Annotated in this window: 9 protein-coding genes; 1 reads left to right on the forward strand and 8 read right to left on the reverse strand. The window is 43.5% G+C overall.

Features of this window, described 5'->3' with window-relative positions:
- Positions 1-286: 286 nt before the first annotated feature.
- Complete coding sequence (locus Q5691_RS03630) at positions 287-5,302, forward strand: PAS domain S-box protein (RefSeq protein ID WP_333343921.1); 5,016 nt, start codon at positions 287-289, stop codon at positions 5,300-5,302.
- A 579-nt stretch (positions 5,303-5,881) separates the two neighbouring features.
- On the opposite strand, the gene Q5691_RS03635 is transcribed toward Q5691_RS03630, so the two are convergent.
- From Q5691_RS03635 to Q5691_RS03670, 8 genes are all read right to left on the reverse strand, one after another.
- Positions 5,882-7,543: a diguanylate cyclase domain-containing protein gene (locus tag Q5691_RS03635; RefSeq protein ID WP_333343922.1), complete on the reverse strand. Its 1,662-nt coding sequence runs from the start codon at positions 7,541-7,543 to the stop codon at positions 5,882-5,884.
- 128 nt (positions 7,544-7,671) lie between these two features.
- On the reverse strand, positions 7,672-8,124 hold the full coding sequence (locus Q5691_RS03640; protein ID WP_333209871.1) for a response regulator: 453 nt from the start codon (positions 8,122-8,124) through the stop codon (positions 7,672-7,674).
- Positions 8,121-8,291, reverse strand: coding sequence for a hypothetical protein (locus Q5691_RS03645; RefSeq protein ID WP_333209868.1), 171 nt, complete (start codon positions 8,289-8,291; stop codon positions 8,121-8,123). Before Q5691_RS03645 ends, Q5691_RS03640 begins: the two co-directional genes overlap by 4 nt.
- Positions 8,292-8,851: 560 nt before the next feature.
- On the reverse strand, positions 8,852-10,759 hold the full coding sequence (locus tag Q5691_RS03650; protein WP_333209865.1) for a PAS domain S-box protein: 1,908 nt from the start codon (positions 10,757-10,759) through the stop codon (positions 8,852-8,854).
- Positions 10,760-12,700, reverse strand: coding sequence for a response regulator (locus Q5691_RS03655; protein WP_333343923.1), 1,941 nt, complete (start codon positions 12,698-12,700; stop codon positions 10,760-10,762).
- A 296-nt stretch (positions 12,701-12,996) separates the two neighbouring features.
- The gene (locus Q5691_RS03660; RefSeq protein ID WP_333343924.1) at positions 12,997-16,155 is read right to left on the reverse strand and encodes a PAS domain S-box protein; all 3,159 of its coding nucleotides are present in this window, start codon (positions 16,153-16,155) and stop codon (positions 12,997-12,999) included.
- Positions 16,152-16,550, reverse strand: coding sequence for a response regulator (locus tag Q5691_RS03665; protein ID WP_333309728.1), 399 nt, complete (start codon positions 16,548-16,550; stop codon positions 16,152-16,154). Before Q5691_RS03665 ends, Q5691_RS03660 begins: the two co-directional genes overlap by 4 nt.
- Positions 16,551-16,610: 60 nt before the next feature.
- Positions 16,611-19,154 (reverse strand): CBS domain-containing protein, encoded by a 2,544-nt coding sequence (locus Q5691_RS03670; RefSeq protein WP_333343925.1) that lies wholly within the window; start codon positions 19,152-19,154, stop codon positions 16,611-16,613.
- Positions 19,155-19,312 lie beyond the last annotated feature (158 nt).

Here is a 19,312-nt window from a genome sequence, read left to right on the forward strand (position 1 = left end):
GATAATTTTGGCCCACTAGGTTTGGGGCCAGGCGGAAAACTTGCAGCGAACAACTCAATTCTACAAATAAATCTGGGGGGTCGGCAAGCACACAGCGCACTCTAAAGCGTGTGCTTCAAGTTCCCCAATCATGAGCTAGGTAGCTGCATCCGTTGCTGAGATTTTATAATTACTAAAAAATAGCAAAAGGATAGCAGTAAAAAAATGCTACTGTACGCAATAACCCAACTGCGATAGTCATCAGTCATTCCAAATCTCAAATCAAAAATATAAAATATAAAATGGTATGACATCTGTTTTTGAGTCAACTTTAACGCCTGGTTTAAAAATTCTTTTAGTAGAAGATTGTGCAGAAGATGCAGAATTCATTCAAGAACTGCTGTCTGATCCCCAACTAAGACAATCAATTGATGTCACCAATGTAGTTCGCCTCCGGCAAGCGATAGAAATTTTAAGCGACAAAATTTTTGATGTAATTTTATTAGATCTTTCACTTCCTGACAGCCCAAAATTTAATACTTTTTTCCGAATTCAAGGTTGCGGTATCAATACTCCGATCGTCATTCTGACAGCGGCCGATGACGAAGAACTGGCTGTGGAGTTAATTGCCGCCGGCGCCCAAGATTATCTGGTGAAAAGACAGGTAGACAGCCGGCTGCTGGTGCGGACGCTTAGGTGCGCGATCGCCCGCCAGAAACGGCAAGCAGAATGGCAAAAAAGTCAAGAAAAATACCAGCAGGTTGTTGGCAATATCAAAGAAGTCGTTTTTGAAACAAATACTGCTGGCAATTGGACTTTTCTCAATCCGGCTTGGACAGAAATTACCGGATTTACCGTTGATGAAAGCTTAGGAACTTCCTGTTTGAGTTACATTTATTCTGAGGATCAATACCAATATTTAAATTCGTTTAGATGTCAAAGACAAAATCAAGAAATATCCTGTTGTTACCAAAGTCGATATGTTACCAAAAATGGGGAAATTCGGTGGGTGGAAGTGCAAGAATTTTTTATGTTTGGCGGGAACGGCGAGGCGCAGGGGACGACAGGAACTATCAATGATATTACAGATAAGATTTTAGCACTTTCCGAACTAGAAGCTAGTAAAAAGTTTTTAAATTATACAATCGATGCAGTTGCCGATCCACTTTTTGTCAAGGATGAACAGCACCGCTGGATACTGTTAAATGATGCTTTTTGCAAGCTGATAGGTAAGCAGCGCGAGGAACTGCTGGGCAAATCTGATTATGACTTTTTCCCAAAACAAGAAGCTGAAATTTTTTGGCATACTGACCAACAAGTGTTTAGGACGGGGAAAGAAAACGAGAGTGAGGAAATATTTACGGACGCCAACGGTACAAAGCACATTCTGTCTACTAAAAAAAATGTCTTTGAAAATACCGACGGCAGTAAAAATCTCGTGGGGATAATTCGAGATATCACTGAGGATAGGCGCAAACAATTAGCGCAGCAAGAAAGCGAAGCTAGACTTCGGCAACTTGCAGCCAATTTACCGGGAATAATTTATCAATTTCGTCTTTCAACCGACGGTCATAAAAGTTTTCCTTATATTTCTTCTGGCAGTCGCTATTTATTTGAATTGGAACCAGAAAATATTCAGCAGAATCCTCAACTACTTTTTGATTTTATTCATCCAGATGATCGTCAAAAATTTGAAGAATCTATTGCTGTTTCTGCAGCAGATATGCAGCCCTGGCAGCAGGAATGGCGGGCGATTGTACCGTCGGGAAAACTTAAGTGGATGCAAGGGGTTTCGAGACCGGAACGAGTTGATCGTCCGACGGAAATAGGACAGGAAGGGGATATAGTTTGGGAAGGCATGGTGCTGGACATTACTGATTTAAAACAGGCTGAAGCAGCTTTGCGGGAGAGCGAAGCCAGATTTCGATCGCTCGTTGAGAATATCCCAGGCGCTATCTGCCGCAGCTTGTACGATGCTGAGTGGACGATGCTATTTATTAGCGATGAAATTGAGGTAATTAGTGGGTATCCTGCTGGGGATTTTATTCGCAACAACCCCTTGAGTTTTGCGAGCATTGTCCACGAGGCAGACAAGGAAATGGTCGATCGACAAATCAGCGCAGCAGTAGAGTCGAAACAGCCGTACAATCTAGAATACCGGATTGTTCGCGATGACGGGGCGGTGCGGTGGATGTCGGAAAGAGGTAGGCCAACTTACAATCTGGAAGGGCTGGTTTTGTGGCTCGACAGAGCGATTTTTGATATTACCGATCGCAAACAAGCCGAACTGACTCTGTGTCTGGTAACTCAAGCTGTAGACAGCGCTAGTGATGCGATCGCGATCGCAGATTTGGACGGTTATTCCGTTTATCATAATCAAGCATTTATTCAGCGCTACGGCTATACAGTTGAGGAACTAAATAATGCCGGCGGCCCAGCAGTAATGTACCCCAAATCTCAAGATTTGAGAAAGTTATTTAAGGTGCTACGGAAAGGTTTTTCCTGGGAAAGTGAAATTGAAATTAAGAGTAAAAAGGGCGATATTATAGAAACTTTTTTGCGAGCTAACTGCATTAAAGATAGCGCTATGCAACCGATAGGAATGATAGCTATCATTGCCGACCTCACAGAAATAAAACGCACCGAATCGGCATTAAAACTCAGTCAAGAGCGATTACAGTTGGCGGTTTCCGGCAGCTCTTTGGGGCTGTGGGATTGGAATATAGCTACTGGCGAAACTTATTTCGACTTTTATTGGAAATCAATGCTAGGCTATGCAGAAACCGAAATTGAAAATAACCTCAAATGTTGGGAAAGTTTGTTGCATCCAGAAGACCGAGTGAAGGTAATGGAATGTTTAAATTCCTATATAGAAGGTGAGACTGATATCTATGAATTTGAATTTCGGATGCTCAACAAAGCGGGCAATTGGCAGTGGATTCTGGCGATGGGCAAGGTAGTCGAGTACGACGAATGGGGTATGCCGCTGCGGATAACAGGCACTCACAAAGATATCAGTGCTCGCGTTGCAGCAGAAGCCGAAAAAACGCAGTTGATCGCATCTTTGCAACAACTGGCCGAACAGTTGCAAGCAGCGCAAAAAATAGCCCGCATCGGCAATTGGGAATTCGATAGGGAGGCAGGAGTTATTACTTGGTCGGAAGAACTGTTTCGAGTTTACGGTCGAGAATTGAATCAGCCGCCAACAATGGAAGAACTTTTCGAGCAAATTCATGCCGATGACAAAGAAAGGTTTGCAGAAGTTGTCCAAAAGGCAGTGACTGAAGGGACAGCTTACGATATCGACCACCGCATCTATTTTCCATCAGGAGAAATCAGGCACGTTAACGCTAAAGGACAATCTGTTAAAAATGAGTTGGGTCAAGTGGTGAGGCTGTTTGGCACGGCAATGGACATTAGCCATCGCAAAAAAGCAGAAATTGCTTTACAAGAAAGCGAACAGCGATTTCGCGCTGTATTTGAACAAGCGGCGATTGGCATTGTCAAAGTGTGGCGCGACGGTCAATTTTTGAATGCAAATCAAGGGTTTTGCAATATTGTCGGCTACTCAGAATTAGAGCTAAAATCGCGAAATGTTGGGGAGATTTCTCACCCCGAAGATGTAGCAGCAGATGTTGAGTCGCGCGACAGACTGTTAGCTGGGGAAATTTTTAATTATTCGATTGAAAAACGCTTTATTCGCAAAGACGGTTCATTTGTTTGGACTAATATGACGGTATCTTTAGTGCGGGATGGGTTTGGGGAACCTAGCTATGTAATTGCTGTGATTGAAGATATTAGCGCTCGCAAACTTGCCGAGGCTATCTTGCGCCAGCAATTAAAGCGAGAACGCCTGGTGGTAAAAATGCTGGAACGCATTCGCTCTTCTCTCAATTTAGAAGAAATTTTGACAAAAACTGTTGCTGAAGTACGGCAATTTTTGCAAACAGACCGGACAGTTATTTATCAGTTTAATCCCGATTGGAGCGGTTTTGTAACAGTCGAGTCTGTGGGCAAAACTTGGCTGGCTATTCAGGGAATAACTATTGACGATTCCTGCTTTGAAGACCGCTATGCTTCTGCTTATGAACACGGTCGTACTGTAGCTGTGGATGATATTTACCAAGCTGATCTTTCCGAGTGCTACATTAATTTATTAACTCAATTTCAGGTGCGAGCTAATTTAGTAGTGCCGATTTTGCAAGGCGAGAAATTGTGGGGGCTATTGATTGCCCACGAGTGCGCGGGCCCCCGCCACTGGCTGGAAATTGAGGTCGAGTGTCTCAAACAAATTAGCGTGCAGTTGGCGATCGCGATCCAGCAATCAATGCTGTTTGAGCAAGCACAAAGTGAAATTGCCGATCGCAAACAAGCCGAGTCAGCTTTGCAGGAATCGGAAGCGCGAGAACGTTCAAAAGCGCTAGAGTTAGAAGCAGCTATTAACAAACTCCGAACGACTCAAGCTCAGCTCGTTCAAAATGAAAAAATGGTGAGTTTGGGTCAGTTAGTTGCTGGTGTTGCTCACGAAATTAATAACCCTGTTAGCTTTATTCACGGCAATCTCAGTCCGGCTCGCAATTACACTTTAGATTTGCTGGAATTGATTAAAGTTTACCAGCATTACTGTCCTCATCCTCCAGCCCAAGTCTTGGAGAAAATTGATGAAATAGACTTGGATTATATTGCTGAGGATTTCCCAAAATTGTTTAATTCGATGCAAGTAGGAACCGAGCGAATTGTCGAGATTGTGAAATCGTTGCGTAATTTTTCCCGATTGGACGAGTCCGCTGGGAAGTCGGTTAACATTCACGAGGGAATTGATAGCACTTTGATGATTTTGCAAAATCGGTTAAAATCTCACAGCAGTTATGGAGAAATTCAGATATTTAAAGATTACCAACTATTGCCGCCAATTGAATGTTTTCCGGGCGAGTTGAATCAGGTATTTATGAATATTTTAATTAATGCGATCGATGCTTTGGAAGAACGGGACAAGCAGCGTTCGATCGAGGAGTGCGATCGACATCCCAGCACGATCGCTATTCGCAGTTATCAGGCTGGTGCGGGCTTCGTAGCAGTATCGATTGCGGACAACGGGCGAGGGATACCGGAGTCCGTGCGATCGAGGCTGTTTGACCCCTTTTTCACGACTAAACCTGTGGGCAAGGGCACGGGTTTGGGACTGTCCATTTCTCACTCGATTATCGTCGATCGCCACGGCGGCAGATTGAGCTGTATTTCGACACCGGGAGAGGGAGCGGAGTTTTTGATTGAAATTCCAGTGCGGCCGAATTTAATATCAATTCCGGTTGCACCGGAATGATTGTTGACTGTTGACTGTTGACTGTTGACGGGCGGGTCGAAAAACTGAATGGTTGAGTGTTAACTGTTGACTCGATTTTATTATTCCGATGCAACCGGAAACGATATAACAGGTAGAAATTCAAGTTTGGCGCAATAAATTAGCAATTGGTAATTGGAAATTGGGGAGCCGAAATGGGTAATATCTCACATATTGCACCATTTTCAAGAACAGGCTTTCCGGCCTGTTCCACAAAGAGTGAATTTTCTTGTGGGAAAAGCCGGAAAGCCTGTTCCTAAACAAGTAATTGAGAATGGTGCAACATCTCAGTAATATCAAAGAGTGAATTTTCTTCTGGGAAAGGCCGGAAAGCCTGTTCATAAACAAGTAATTGAGAAGGCTGCAACATCTCAGTAATATCAAATACCGTAACATCGGAATTATACCCTGCAAGCGAGCATTATCCTTGCTCCGGGTCACTCGATCGCATCCCGCTGACAGTGCACTCAGAAAATTATTATTCTGATGCAAAGGTCAACAATATGAGTTATGAGTTGTGAGTGAAAAATAAAACACGATATTACAAATTACCTTCAACTTTTACATAAAAATCGGGGAAGATTCCGAGTTACTGCTGGCGTGACAAATGCGATTTTTGCCTTCGGTTTTGGCTTGAAAAAGGGCGCTGTCAGCGCTGCGAATTAGGGCATTGGGAGATTCCTGGGCAGAAGGAATCGCTGTCGCAATGCCGCAACTGAGGGTAACGTAGGGGCCGATCGACGATCGCGCGTGGGGCAGTTTCAAGCTGGCGATGCCGTCGCAAATTTTCTGGGCGACAGCGTTTGCCCCTTCGGCGCTAGTGTTGGGCAGCACTAGCGCAAATTCTTCGCCACCGTAGCGGGCAGTCAAATCCCCAGCCCGGTTGGTGGCGCTGGCGATCGCCCCCGCCACTTGGCGCAAACAATCGTCCCCGCCGAGGTGCCCATAAAACTCGTTGTAAAGTTTAAAAAAGTCGATGTCAAACATAATTAAAGACAGCGGCAGTTCCTCTCTTCCCAATCTGCGCCACTCTAAGCTCAAAACGCGATCGAACTGGCGACGATTGGCAATGCCAGTCAGTCCGTCAGTAGTTGCCAGTTGCTGCAATTTTTGATTGGCTATTGCTAGCTTGCGGTAGAGTTGAGATTGTTCGATCGCGATCGCCACTTGATTTGCCAAGTGCTGTAAAAAATCTATTTCCCACTGCTGCCATTCCCGGACACCGCTGCAATTGTATGCTGTCAGCATTCCCCACAAACTATTGCTATTTTCTGCGATCGAATCCGGCAAATTTTTACCCTGCGCCTGCGGTTTGCCACTCGCCTGGTGCCAGATATAATTTTCCGCTGCATCTTGATTGTTCTCGACTTCCCAAACAGTAGCTTCTTGTGTTTCTTTTGCCGTTTCCCAATCGCCTGATTGCCAAATTGGCACGCTGATAACTGCTGCAATTTCACAATCTGTCAACAATTCTTTGCAACTGCCAGCCAAGGGGGCAGTGTTGACATCTGCTATTGCTTGTACCGACTGGGATTCGACTAAAACAAAGCATGACACCGCCAAAGCAGCACTAATATTTTGGTTTTCAATATAACCTTCTGGCAAACCGTCACCTGCGACGATCGCACCTTTTTGCTCTTCCCCGTCCAATTGAGACACCCAATCTTGACAGCGATAAATTAAAACGCGGTCTGTTTGGAGAAATTGGCGCACTTCTGCAACGGTACTTTGGAGAATGCTTGCCGGATCTATTGACGATCGAATATGTTCGATCATTTTGCCCAACAGCCGCTGTCGCAGAGCCTGCTGCCGCAATTGTTCTTCGATTTGCTGGCGTTCGATCGCGTAATGGATTGCCCGCACCAGCAGAGTTCGGTGAAATCTTCCCTTTACCAAACAATCTTGAGCGCCCCAGCGCAATACTGACCGGGCAATATTTTCATCGTTGATATCTGTCAGCACCACAATTGGCAATGTGGGCCATCGCCCTTTCAAAACTGCGATCGCCTCGCTTCCCTTTAAGCTGTCTGACAGTGACAAATCTAATAGTACAGCGTCAAACTTCTCTACTTCCAGACGCCCAACTCCTATCTCCAAAGACTTAACAGTTTGGAGAAGAAAGAGAGACTCGCTGAATGACCCTAGAAGGTCTTCGATCATTGTCGGATCTCCGAGGTCATCCTCAACCAACAAAATTTTCAGACATTGGTTACGTGTTAACACAACTATAGCGTTCGGAGCGAGTCGAAGGCAACTTTTTTGTTTTGAGAGCGATACTTGCGATCGGCAAATATTTCAGCTTATCAAATTCACTATACACTCTAACTAGACATTTAGCGCTCCATTAAAGCTTACATATCTGATGGGAGTGAAACGATCTCAAACCAATACTCACATAAAGTCTTCATGACTTCCAGCAATCCTTCAAAAGTTACTGGTTTGGATATGAAAGAATTGGCTCCCAATCGGTAGCAAAGTAAGACATCTCCTCTGCGGTGGGAAGTTGTGAGCATTACAACCGGAATTTGTTGCAAATGGGGGTCAGCTCTGATCAAAGTTAGTGTTTCTCGCCCGTCCAGCCTCGGCATATTCAGATCCAAAAGTATCAAGTCGGGCTGATGCAAATTGCTGCTACCAAGATATTGACCGCGACGGTACAAGTAGTCTAGCACTTGTTCTCCATTTTCCACAAATTCGCTCGTAATTGCTAATGAAACTTCTCGCAGTGCTTCCTTTACCAAAAAGCGCGTGTCCTCGTCATCGTTTGCTATTAAAAGAGTAAATTTTTTCTTTTGATAATTCACGGCTTTGTCTCACTACGAACGTCTTTTGTGAGGTTGCGGGACTTTGAGCCGTGTCTGAGTACCTGCAAAGAATCTCTTACCATCATCCGGTAAATCTGGCTGAGAACACTGAAATTGTGTTGCAGTAATTTACCGTTTTTCTCTATTTGCAAAGGTTTGCGAATCATGCTTGTTTCACTTGGCAGTCTTTCTGAGAACCTGCAAACTGCCAACACATCACAAATCCTTCTGGGCGAACTACTAGGGAAACTATTGCATCCCAAAGCAAGATGCTCTGGATACACTTGAAAAAAATTAACAAGTCTTGCGCGCACCGCTGATTTATAAGTTGTGTAAGGATAGAGCTAATAGATTTATATTGATAGATTTATAGCTCGATGTCATCAGTGAATATGCTACACTTTATAAGCATTTTTGTAAAGAACAGATAAAGATATTTAAAGCTTAAGTAAAGGACGGGTGACAATCAAGCAATTTGCTCACAAGCCCCCGGATTCATCCGTGGGGTCGCTTTCTTAAAATCTAAAATCTAAAATCTAAATTCTAAATTCTAAAATCTAAATTCTAAAATCTAAATTCTAAATTCTAAAATCTAAAATCTAAATTCTAAAATCTAAATTCTAAAATCTAAATTCTAAAATCTAAAATCTAAATTCTAAAATCTAAATTCTAAAATCTAAAATCTAAATTCTAAAATCGATTGGCTGCTTCAGGCGGACTGCTAGCTTCACTTTGGTATAGGAATAGAAAAATAAAAAGTTGAGCCTCGATTGGGTGCTGATTCTACCCACAGATTGCCGCCATGCCGATCGACAATTCTTTGACAAATTGCTAAACCGATACCGGTTCCCGAATACTGTTTTTGGGTGTGCAAGCGCTGAAAAATCTGAAAAATTCGCGGATGGTACTGTGAGGCAATCCCAATACCATTATCCTGCACTGAAAACACCCAGCTATCCCCCTGACGCGAAGCGTCCACCTGCACCACCGGCGCCTCACTGCTGCGGTACTTAATGGCGTTACCAATTAAATTTTGAAACAGTTGCAGCAGTTGAAAACAGTCACCTTTTACCTTTGGCAAATCTCCCCTAGTAACTGAAGCTTGATTCTCGCGGATGGCCAAATGCAAATTAGCACAAACATCCTCAAAAACCCGATTGCAATCTATCATCTCAAAAGGTTTCTGACTGCGACCGACCCGCGAATACTCCAGCAAGTCATCAATCAGCGCCTGCATCCGCTCGCAAGAAGTAACAATATTGCGGATAAATTTATTCCCTTGGGCATCAAGTTGGTTGGGAAAGCGTTTTTCTAATAGTTGAGCGTAGCCGGCAATCGTGCTCAAAGGCGCTTGCAAATCGTGAGAAGCCACGTAAGCAAACTGTTCTAGTTCGGCATTAGAACGAGTTAATTCTTGAGCGTAGCGGGTTTGAGTGTCTAAACTCGTTTGCAGCAGTTCTTGTACCAGCTTGCGTTCGGAAATATCCTCGATCGCACAAATCAAATACTGTAGCGTCCCCTTGACATCGCGCATTGCCGAAACAGTAACATTTGCCCAGCGCACAGCTTCATCTTTGCATAGCAAACGCTTTTCCACAGAAAAAGTTTGAATCTTCCCGGATAACAGCGAGCGCAGGTATTCTCGATCGGCTTCTCTGTCATCTGGGTGAGTAATTGCCTCCCAATTTTGCTGTAACAATTCGGATTGTGCATAGCGGACAATTTGACAAAAGCCAGGATTTACCCGCATAAATTTACCACAAAGTGCGGTTTTAGCTATGCCTACCGCAGCTTGCTCGAATATCGCGCGGAAGCGTTCTTCGCTGTCTCGTAGGGCAATTTCTGCTCGTTTGCGATCGGTAATATTGCGAAATGTTACTGCCAGACCGTCGTTTAATTTGACCGCCACAAGGTGCAGCCAAACAATTGGCTCTTGCTCCTGTTCGTAATAAAATTCTTGGTCTACAGTTTCTCCTGTTTCTACTACAGAAACATACAAATCAAATAACCCATTATTGCTAACTTGGGAAATTTCGGCTAACAAATTCTTGCCAAGGATCTCATTTAATAGCAGACCATAAAATTTTTCGGCAGCCGGGTTGATCAAGAGCCACTGGAAATCTACAATATTTCCCTCACTGTTGCGGACAGCAGAATAAGCCACCACACAGTCTAAGGAACTATTTAATATGCTAGCAAGCAGCGACTGTGACTGTTGCAGTTGATAATTTTGTTCTTTTAATTGCTGTTGCAGCTTTTGCAAGCGGACTTGCTTGTCTATGCGTGCTAAAACTTCTTCAACTTGAAAGGGTTTAGTAATATAGTCGGAACCTCCTACTCGAAAAGCTTGTAATTTATCATTCATTTCATCTAATACGCTTAAAAAAATTACCGGAATTTGTTCAGTTTCTGGTGTCGCTTTCAGTCTCCGACAAACTTCATAACCGTTCATTTCTGGCATTCTAATGTCGAGCAAAATTAAATCCGGGCAATGGGCGATCGCAACATTCAACGCCAGTTGACCGCTAATAGCTCGGTAAACTTGATAGCCCTGGGATGTTAGCAGTTTGGATAAGAACCGCAGATTGCTTGGTTGGTCATCAACCACCAATACTTTAATTTCGCTATTATCCATTTATTTTAAACTCGATTGAGTTAAATTCATTATCTTGTCGAGTCGGTAATCGGCAAGCAAATCTTTTAAAGCCTCAGCTAAGGTTGGATGACTTTCCCAGATGCGATCGACAAGTTGAATCGCCAGCTCTTCATTAACATCATTAGCTGCGTCATGGAGTTCCTTCACCCAGCTTTGAGGCATTTGAGCCAGCAGCCCTCCGAAAAATGAATCGGGTTTTTCGTTCACACAATAACGCCGTAAAGCCCCGACTGGGAGCCGGGGCAACTCTTGATAAAGATAGCGCACTCCCAAGTAGCAAGCCATCTTATCAAAAAGGATTTGTTCTTGAAAAGGTTTCCGCACAAAATCGTCGCAACCTGCGGCGATAATTTCGCCTTTTCTTTCCTCAAAAGTGCTAGCAGTCAGAGCAATAATTACAGTTCGTCGCTGAGTTTGTTTCTCTTTAGCTCTAATTTGTCTGACAGTTTCAAAACCGTCCATTACTGGCATTCGCGTATCCAGCCAAATTAAATGAGGCTGCCAACTTTCCCAAATTTCAACCGCTTGGTAGCCATTTTCCGCTTCTCGGACTTCAAAACCAATTGGTTGCAACATTTTAACCAGCAGCAGCCGATTTTCTTGATTGTCGTCAACTGCTAAAATCCGATAAACCGGTTGATCTGCTTCTAGTCCGATCGCGCGCTGGAATGTCGCCACGGTTATTTCCGACGAAATAGCGGCAAATACTCGGATATTAAATTTAAAACTGGTTCCCTCACCTAAAACACTTTTTACCCAAATATCCCCACCCATTATCTGCACGTATTTTTTAGTAATTGTCAAACCCAATCCCGTACCATCAGCCGCTTTTCTCCCCGCTTGTGTTTGCACAAAAGCATCAAATAAAGTATCAATTTCTGCTGCTGCTATGCCAATTCCCGTGTCTTCAACTTCAAACAAAATTAACAATGGATCGACGAAAGTATAGTTAAGATGACTTTCCGATTCTGCCGGCTGTTGCTGGTTGTTTTCCACGCTCACGCGCAGCCAAATACGGCCCCCGTCGTTAGTAAATTTCATGGCATTTGCCAGCAGGTTAATTAAGCAAACGCGCAGCTTTTTTTCGTCAGTTTTTATATATTGGGGAACATTAGCCTCGACGGAAAATCTCAGTTGCATTTTTTTTGTTTCAGCTTTAATTTGAAACATTTCTTCGAGAGTGTCGAGGAGTTGATAAAGGTCAAAGCTGCGTTGATCTAAGCCAATTATCCCTGCTTCTATTTTCGACAAGTCTAAAACATCGTTAATTAGTTCCAGCAAATGTTGACCGCTGCGGTTAATAATTCGGAGATTTTCGAGATTTTCGTGGCTGAGCAAAGAGTCGCGGCTCATGACTTGGGTAAAACCAAGGATGGCGTTCAGGGGAGTCCGCAATTCGTGGCTCATGTTGGCAACAAATTGACTTTTTGCGAGCGATGCAGCGGCCGCTGCTTCTTCGGCTTTTTTGCGTTCTATTATTTCTTCTTGCAGTTCTTTATTGCGATCGAGCAATTGTTTTTTCAGTCTCTGAATAGTCAGTTGGTGTTCGATTCGTGCTAAAACTTCTGCTACATGAAACGGTTTTGTGACATAATCAACCCCTCCCACTTGAAAGGCGGTTAGTTTGTCCAATACTTCATCTAAAGCGCTGATAAAAATAACTGGAATTTCGGATGTCTTCGGATCTTCCTTGAGCTGGCTGCAGACTTCGTAGCCGTCCATATCCGGCATTTTGATGTCGAGCAAAATCAAATCGGGACAACCAGAGCGCGCGGCCCTGATTGCCATTTTGCCGTTAATTACGCCGCGGACTTTGTAGCCCCGATCGCACAGCGTTGCTGATAAAACTTGTAAATTTTCTGGAGTATCGTCAACAATTAATATGTTGCCTTTATTTTCTTCTATTTGATTGTTGGTCATTGCTGGCTATTTTTTGTTAATTTAAGAAGTGTTGAAATTAGGAAAACTTGTTAAATAGTCACTATAGCACTCCCTCTTCAATCAACTGCTTTGATATTTACATAACTTATCGTAGTTGAGATTTTAGATTTGATATGTGAGATTAAAGAATTGGGAATGACGGATGATTAGCAGGGTGTGGAGCTTGGCTACAGGTAAATTAGTCTATCGCCCGCAAGCGAGTTTACAAATAGGCGATCGACCTACACGATCAATAATCCTGAACCTGCCCCTATTATCCCTTCTTCTTTCATCCTTCAACAATTTCTAAACTCGTCAATCAAATCGATAATCCGATCGCACCGGAAGTTATTCGCCAAATCGGCGATCGCGCTGCGGAAACTAGCATTAATAGGAGGAATCGACAACAACAGCCGAAAAATCTCCTCGTTATCAACCGCATCCGCCGCAGAATACAATTCATCAACCCATTCAGCAGGCATAGCTCGCAAAAATGAAGTATTCAGCGTAAAACCCAAATCAGCCGTTTCAGTTGCCGTGGAAACCTCGGCGGACACCGCAGCATCAGAACTTAGCGAAGCTTCTCGATCATAAACATAGCGGACTCCCAGATACTTAGCCATCTTTTCCAGAATCACTTGCTCCCGAAAAGGCTTCGCTACAAAATCATCGCAACCAGCAGACAAAATCAGCGATCGCTCCTCATCAAAAGCACTTGCAGTCAGAGCAATAATCACCGTTGCTTGACCTTTCAAATGCGCTTTAATCTGTTTAGTAGCTTCGTAACCGTCCATCACCGGCATCCGCATATCCATCCAAATCAAATGAGGTTCCCAACTCGACCACATTTCCACAGCTTGAACGCCATTTTCAGCTTCCTGCACCGCAAACCCAAGGGATGTCAGCATTCTGACCAACAGCAAGCGGCTTTCCAGGCGATCGTCAACAGCTAAAATCCGGTATTCTGGCTGTCCGGGTTCCAGACCCACCACTCGGCGAGCTGTTTGAGCCACCTGAATTTCCACTGCATTAGGGAGCGAAACTTTAACATCAAATCTAAAAATGCTGCCGCGACCGAGGGTGCTTGTTACCGTCATCTTCCCTCCCATTAACTTAACGAACTGCTTGCTGATTGGCAAGCCCAAACCGGTTCCTTCTTGAGCTTTTTTACCGCTTTCTGTTTGCGCGAAAGGTTTAAACAAATTGTCCATTTCATCTGCAGAAATTCCTGAACCAGTGTCTTCCACTTCAAATAGCAAAGAGCAATTCTCACTTGGCGAAATTTCTGGGATTTTTTTATTTTTTAGCAGCTCATGTTTAAGTCTCAAATTAACACCACCTTCCGCAGTAAATTTAATAGCATTACCGACTAGATTTATCAATACTTGTCGCAACTTGCTTTCGTCAGCTTCTATATATTGAGGTAGATTTGGTGGGCAATCAAAAATTAACTGCAACCCTTTTTTATCGGCTTGCAATTTCAGCATATTTTCAGTATTTTTTAGCATTTTATGCAAGTCAAAGGTACTGTTATTAAGTGTCACCAGCCCGACTTCAATTTTTGACATTTGCAGAATATTGTTAATCAGAACAAGCAAATGTTCCCCGCTCTGGGTAATAATTCCTAAGTATTGCTGTTGGTCGGCATCGAGGTCTGGGTCGCGGGCTAGCAGTTGACTGAAACCGAGAATTGCGTTGAGGGGAGTTCGCAATTCGTGGCTCATATTCGAGAGAAATTCGCTTTTTGCCCTGTTCGCTCTGTCGGCTTCTTCTTTGGCTTTTTGCAGGACTATTTCAGCTTGTTTGCGTTCGGTAATATCGCTAGCAGTGCCTGTTGTGCCGATGATGTTTCCTTCAGCGTCCCTGCGGGCGATCGCCTTGGTATTTACATCAATCTTTCGGCCGTCTTTTCCTAATACTATGTTTTCGTACTGAAACACAGTTTTGCCCGTCAGCAAGCGCTGCTGAAGTTCCCATTTCCAGTCTATTTCTCCTGGAGCCAAGAAATCGCTAAAAGAACACCCTAGCATTTCTTCAGGCTCGTAACCGTAGATTTGTTTAACTGCTTGATTCACAAAAGTAAGGTGTCCTTCAGCATCGCAAGACCAGATAATATCTTGGGAAGTTTCAACTAAATGACGGTATTTTTCTTCGCTCTCTGCTAGGGCTATTTCTGCCCGCTTGCGGGGGGTAATGTCCATCAAAGTTGTGAATAGTTTTGTCACTTTACCTTCTTGATTGACAACTGCTTCTCCTCTGGCTTCGATGTAGCGGATGAAGCCGGCTTCACTTATTTGTGACTGGCAATTATCCGCACCCATTGTCGGTGCCAGCCGCAGGATTCGATATTCCAAACTGTAGGATTGCCCATTAGCAATAGCAGCGTCGATCGTTGTTTGCCACTTTTGTCGATCGTCCGGATGCACGTATTGCGAAAACTCAGTTAGTGTTGGCGCAGCCTGGGTTGGCTCAATTCCAAAAATCCGAGATAACTCTTCCGACCAAGTAGTTGTGTTGGCAGAGAAATCGCATTCCCAATTACCAACACGGGCGATTCTTTGCGCTGCTGCTAAAGAAGCCGCTAGAGCTCGGAGTTTTTCTTCGGCTAATTTGCGATCGCTAATATCTTGAATCACAGAAATCACGCAGGTTTCGCCATGAATGTCAATGATCTCTGCTGACAGCAGCCCGGTTCTGAGTCCCCCTGTTTTAGTGCGAAAATCAAATTCATAGTTGAGAACAATTTTTTTTTCGTCTAACATTTTAAACAACTCAGCGCGGGCTTGTATCTTTTGCCAAAGATTCAAATCAAGCGCCGTGCGGTCGAGAATTTCTGCGGCCGAATAACCGATTGTCTGGCAAAAAGCCTCATTAATTTCTAAATAACGACCGTCATTAAGTCGGGTAATAGTAATCGGGTTGGGAGAAGAACGAAAAGCTTTAGCAAACTTTTCCTCAGACAAGCGCAGTTGTGCAGTCCGCTCCTCGACTAAAGTTTCCAATTCTTGATTTAGCTTTTGGAGTTGAGCATTTTGTTGTGCTAATTGCTTCTCCATAAAATAGCTATTAATCGCTTCTTTTACCGTCAACTTCAAATCTTCTGACTGCCAAGGTTTCGATATGTATCGGTACAATTTAGCATATTTAATAGTATTCGCCACTGCTTCTAGGTCTGCTTGCCCTGTCAGCATAATTTTGATAGTTTTTGGCGAGATTCTGTGAATCTGCTTCAGTAATTCGTCCCCTTTGATATTCGGCATCAGATAGTCTGAAATCACTGCTACGATTTCACAGCCCTCTGCCAGTAATTCCTCGATTAACTCTAAAGCATCTTCACCGCCTTCAGCGGTTTCTAATAAGTGCTCTTCCCCCAAGGTTTTTTTTAACTCAATTTTCAAACTTTCAAGAATTATCGGTTCGTCATCAACACAAATAATCACAGGTTTATTGTTCATATTTTTGTCCAACCAGATTTTATAGTTTCTACTAATTCTTTGCGTTCCCACGGCTTGTACAAACAACGGTGCAAGTTTGCTTGCTCTTTCACCCGTGCTATTGCTACTTCGTCTGCTTGCCCGGTCAGCATAACTTTCACAATTTTAGGATATTTTTGGTGAACCATAATCAAAAAATCATCTCCTTTAATCCCTGGCATTAACCAGTCAGATACTATGACTAAAATATCACTTTCATCTTCTTTTTGAATTTCCTCCATAATTTCCAGAGCTTCATCTGCATTTTCTGCTACTTCATAGAGGTAAGCATCCCCAAATTCTTTTTTAAGTTGAATTTTTAAACTATTTAAGACTACAACTTCATCGTCAACGCACAAAATTACTGGTTTAGGCATAAAACTTTACTTCTATTAAATTTTAAATATTGGGGCATTTCCCTCTTTTACTTCTTGCTATCAAGGGATTCCGACCGGCAAGAATATAGTAAATTTTGTTTGACCAGGCACGCTTTCTACTTGCAGTTCACCTTGGTGTTTTTCCAGAATTTTTTGAACTATATCTAATCCCAAACCGCTACCTTCCCCTGGAGGTTTAGTTGTGAAAAACGGCTCAAAAATTCTCGGCATAATCTCTGGAGGAATGCCGGGACCACTGTCTGTAATACTAACTGATATTGCGTTCGCTTGGTGTTTGACATCAATTTTTAACACGCCTTTGTTGCCCATCGCTTGTAAAGCATTGTGAACTAAATTTGTCCAAACTTGACTGAGTTCATCAGGATAGCATAGCACAGAGGGTAAATTAGTACCATAGTTTCTGACTACTTCCACACCGTGTTTGATTTGGTAGTGGTAAAGCGTTAAAACAGTATCAATACCATCGGTGATATTAGCGATTACTTTGGTACCCGACTGGTCGTAACGAGAGTAGCTTTTCAAAGCAAAAACGATTTTGGCTGCCCTATCCGTGGCGGTAGCAATATTTTTAGTGCTTTTTTGTACCGTAGCAAATTGGTAGGCGGTTTGTACAATATTTCTACTTTGGCTGTCTTTCAACAAAGGTAAAAAAGGTTCTACATTATTGCCGATGCCGATATCTAACAAAGTACAGGCAAGACTGGCGGCGTCGTCAATCTTTTCTGATTCTAATTGCCCCTGCAAAAGTTTTTTTAACTGACGTTTTTCTTTACTAGATAATGTATCTGTTTCTTGGCTGGACTTGTGTAGCAAAGCCAAGAAATCCTGCCGCCGTTCCGGGGATAGTTGTTGAAAAAATATCGGCAACTGCTGCAATTGTTCCGTCCAAAAGTCGGCGATGTTCTGCACAGAAGAGCGAATCGCCCCTAAAGGAGAATTGATTTCATGAGCAACTCCGGCAATTAACTGTCCGAGGGCTGCCATCTTTTCTGATTGAATAAGTTCTTTTTGAGTCCGCTTCAGTTCTTCTAAAGTATGAGATAACTCTGCATTTTTTTTGCACAGCGCTGACTCGGCTATTTTGCGGGCGTTGATGTTGCGGGCAACCCAAATGACTGCATCTTTTGAAAACAGAGAAATGCAGGCAGAAAACCAAATTGCGCGGCCACAAACTGTTAAACTATAGTCAAAATTTATAGTTTGTTGGGTTTCTAAAACTTGCTGAACTAACAGCCACCAATCATCCGGTTTGTCGTCATCAAAAAAATGTTCTATGGTCAAGCTGACTATATCACAATCTGGCTCAGAAGCCGCTGCCACATTCGTTGGCAAAACTTCTATGTTCCGCTGACTGTCTAGCACGAGAATGATGTCGGTCATCGCTTCAAAAACGGCGCGGACTTTCCTTTCAGAAAAGTGCAATTTTTCTTCGAGCAATTTTCTACCACTAATTTGTTGCTGCAATTCTTCGTTACTGGCTGCTAGTTGAACCGTGCGGTCTAGAACTCGCTGTTCGAGTTCGGTGTTCAGGCGGCGAACTTCAGCTTCTGCGGTGGTGCGGTCTTGTATTTCCTTTTTTAACTGACTGTTGGCATTAATTAATTCTAAAGTTCGCTGTTTGATTTGTTCTTCCAAATTATCATTTAATATTCGCAATTTTTCTTCTATTTCTGTTCTCCGCAACGCTTCTTTTTGCAATTCTTCGTTCATTTTGTTCAACTCCTGAATTTTGTCGGCAACTGTTTCCTGCAAAAGCTCGACATTTGCGTGCATTTCTACCGGATCTAAGGCCTGCAGCAGGCTAATTTCAGTCACAATTCCAGCTAAATATCCTTCCTCGTCCACCACCACCAAGCGCCGGATGCGGTGCTGCTGCATTAACTGGTGAGCCTGCCACAAGGTGGCTGTTACCTGCAATGCTATCAGCGGAAAACTCATGGCGGCGGTGACGGGAGTACGTGCGAAATCTAGTCCAGAAGCTTGGAATTTAACAATGTCGCGTTCTGTAATTATGCCCACAGGTTTTTGATTTGTGTTGTCGCTGTCAGTGCAAATGACTATGCAGCTTTTTCGCTGGGTTCTCATCTGTTTTGCGACTTCTAAAACTGAGGCGCTGCTTGAGGTAACTATTAATTGTCTAGTCATAATTTCTTCGGCACGCCACATTTTCAGCAAGTCTGCCGGTTTGAGGATTTTACGGATGCTTTCGCAGGTGATAGCGCCTAGCAAGTTCCCACCTTCGTCTAGGAGGGGTAAATGACGGATTCTTTTCGATCGCAATATGCTCAATACTTTGAAGATATTTCCCCCTTGATCGATGGAAATAGCGATCGGGTTTTCAGTCATCACCTCAGAAATTGCTACCCCCGCTAGCGGTATTTCGCTAGCAGTTATTTTCACAACATCGCGTTCTGTAAAAATTCCGAGCAATTGCTGCTCAAACGCGATTAAAATACAACTGGCACTCGCCTCAGTCATGGCAGCAATTGCGACTTTCACAGGTGTGTCTGGAGGCAGCACCGGTGGTTTGGCGTCGATCGCCTGTTCTAGCAAGCTTTGGGTATCAGAAACTGTTGTTGACATGGGCAAATCAAGGGGGATAGATGCAGGCGGAACCGGCACTTAATACCATTTTAGATTTCCGACTTTACAGTCGCGGTAGGCTAACCGCCATCCTGGTTTGACATCGGTCTAGAGGTTAATTTTTAGTCGCGCATTGGTATAATTTTTAGTGTGATCGC

Source organism: Microcoleus sp. w1-18aA5 (genome assembly GCF_036701705.1).
Taxonomy (GTDB): domain Bacteria; phylum Cyanobacteriota; class Cyanobacteriia; order Cyanobacteriales; family Microcoleaceae; genus Microcoleus.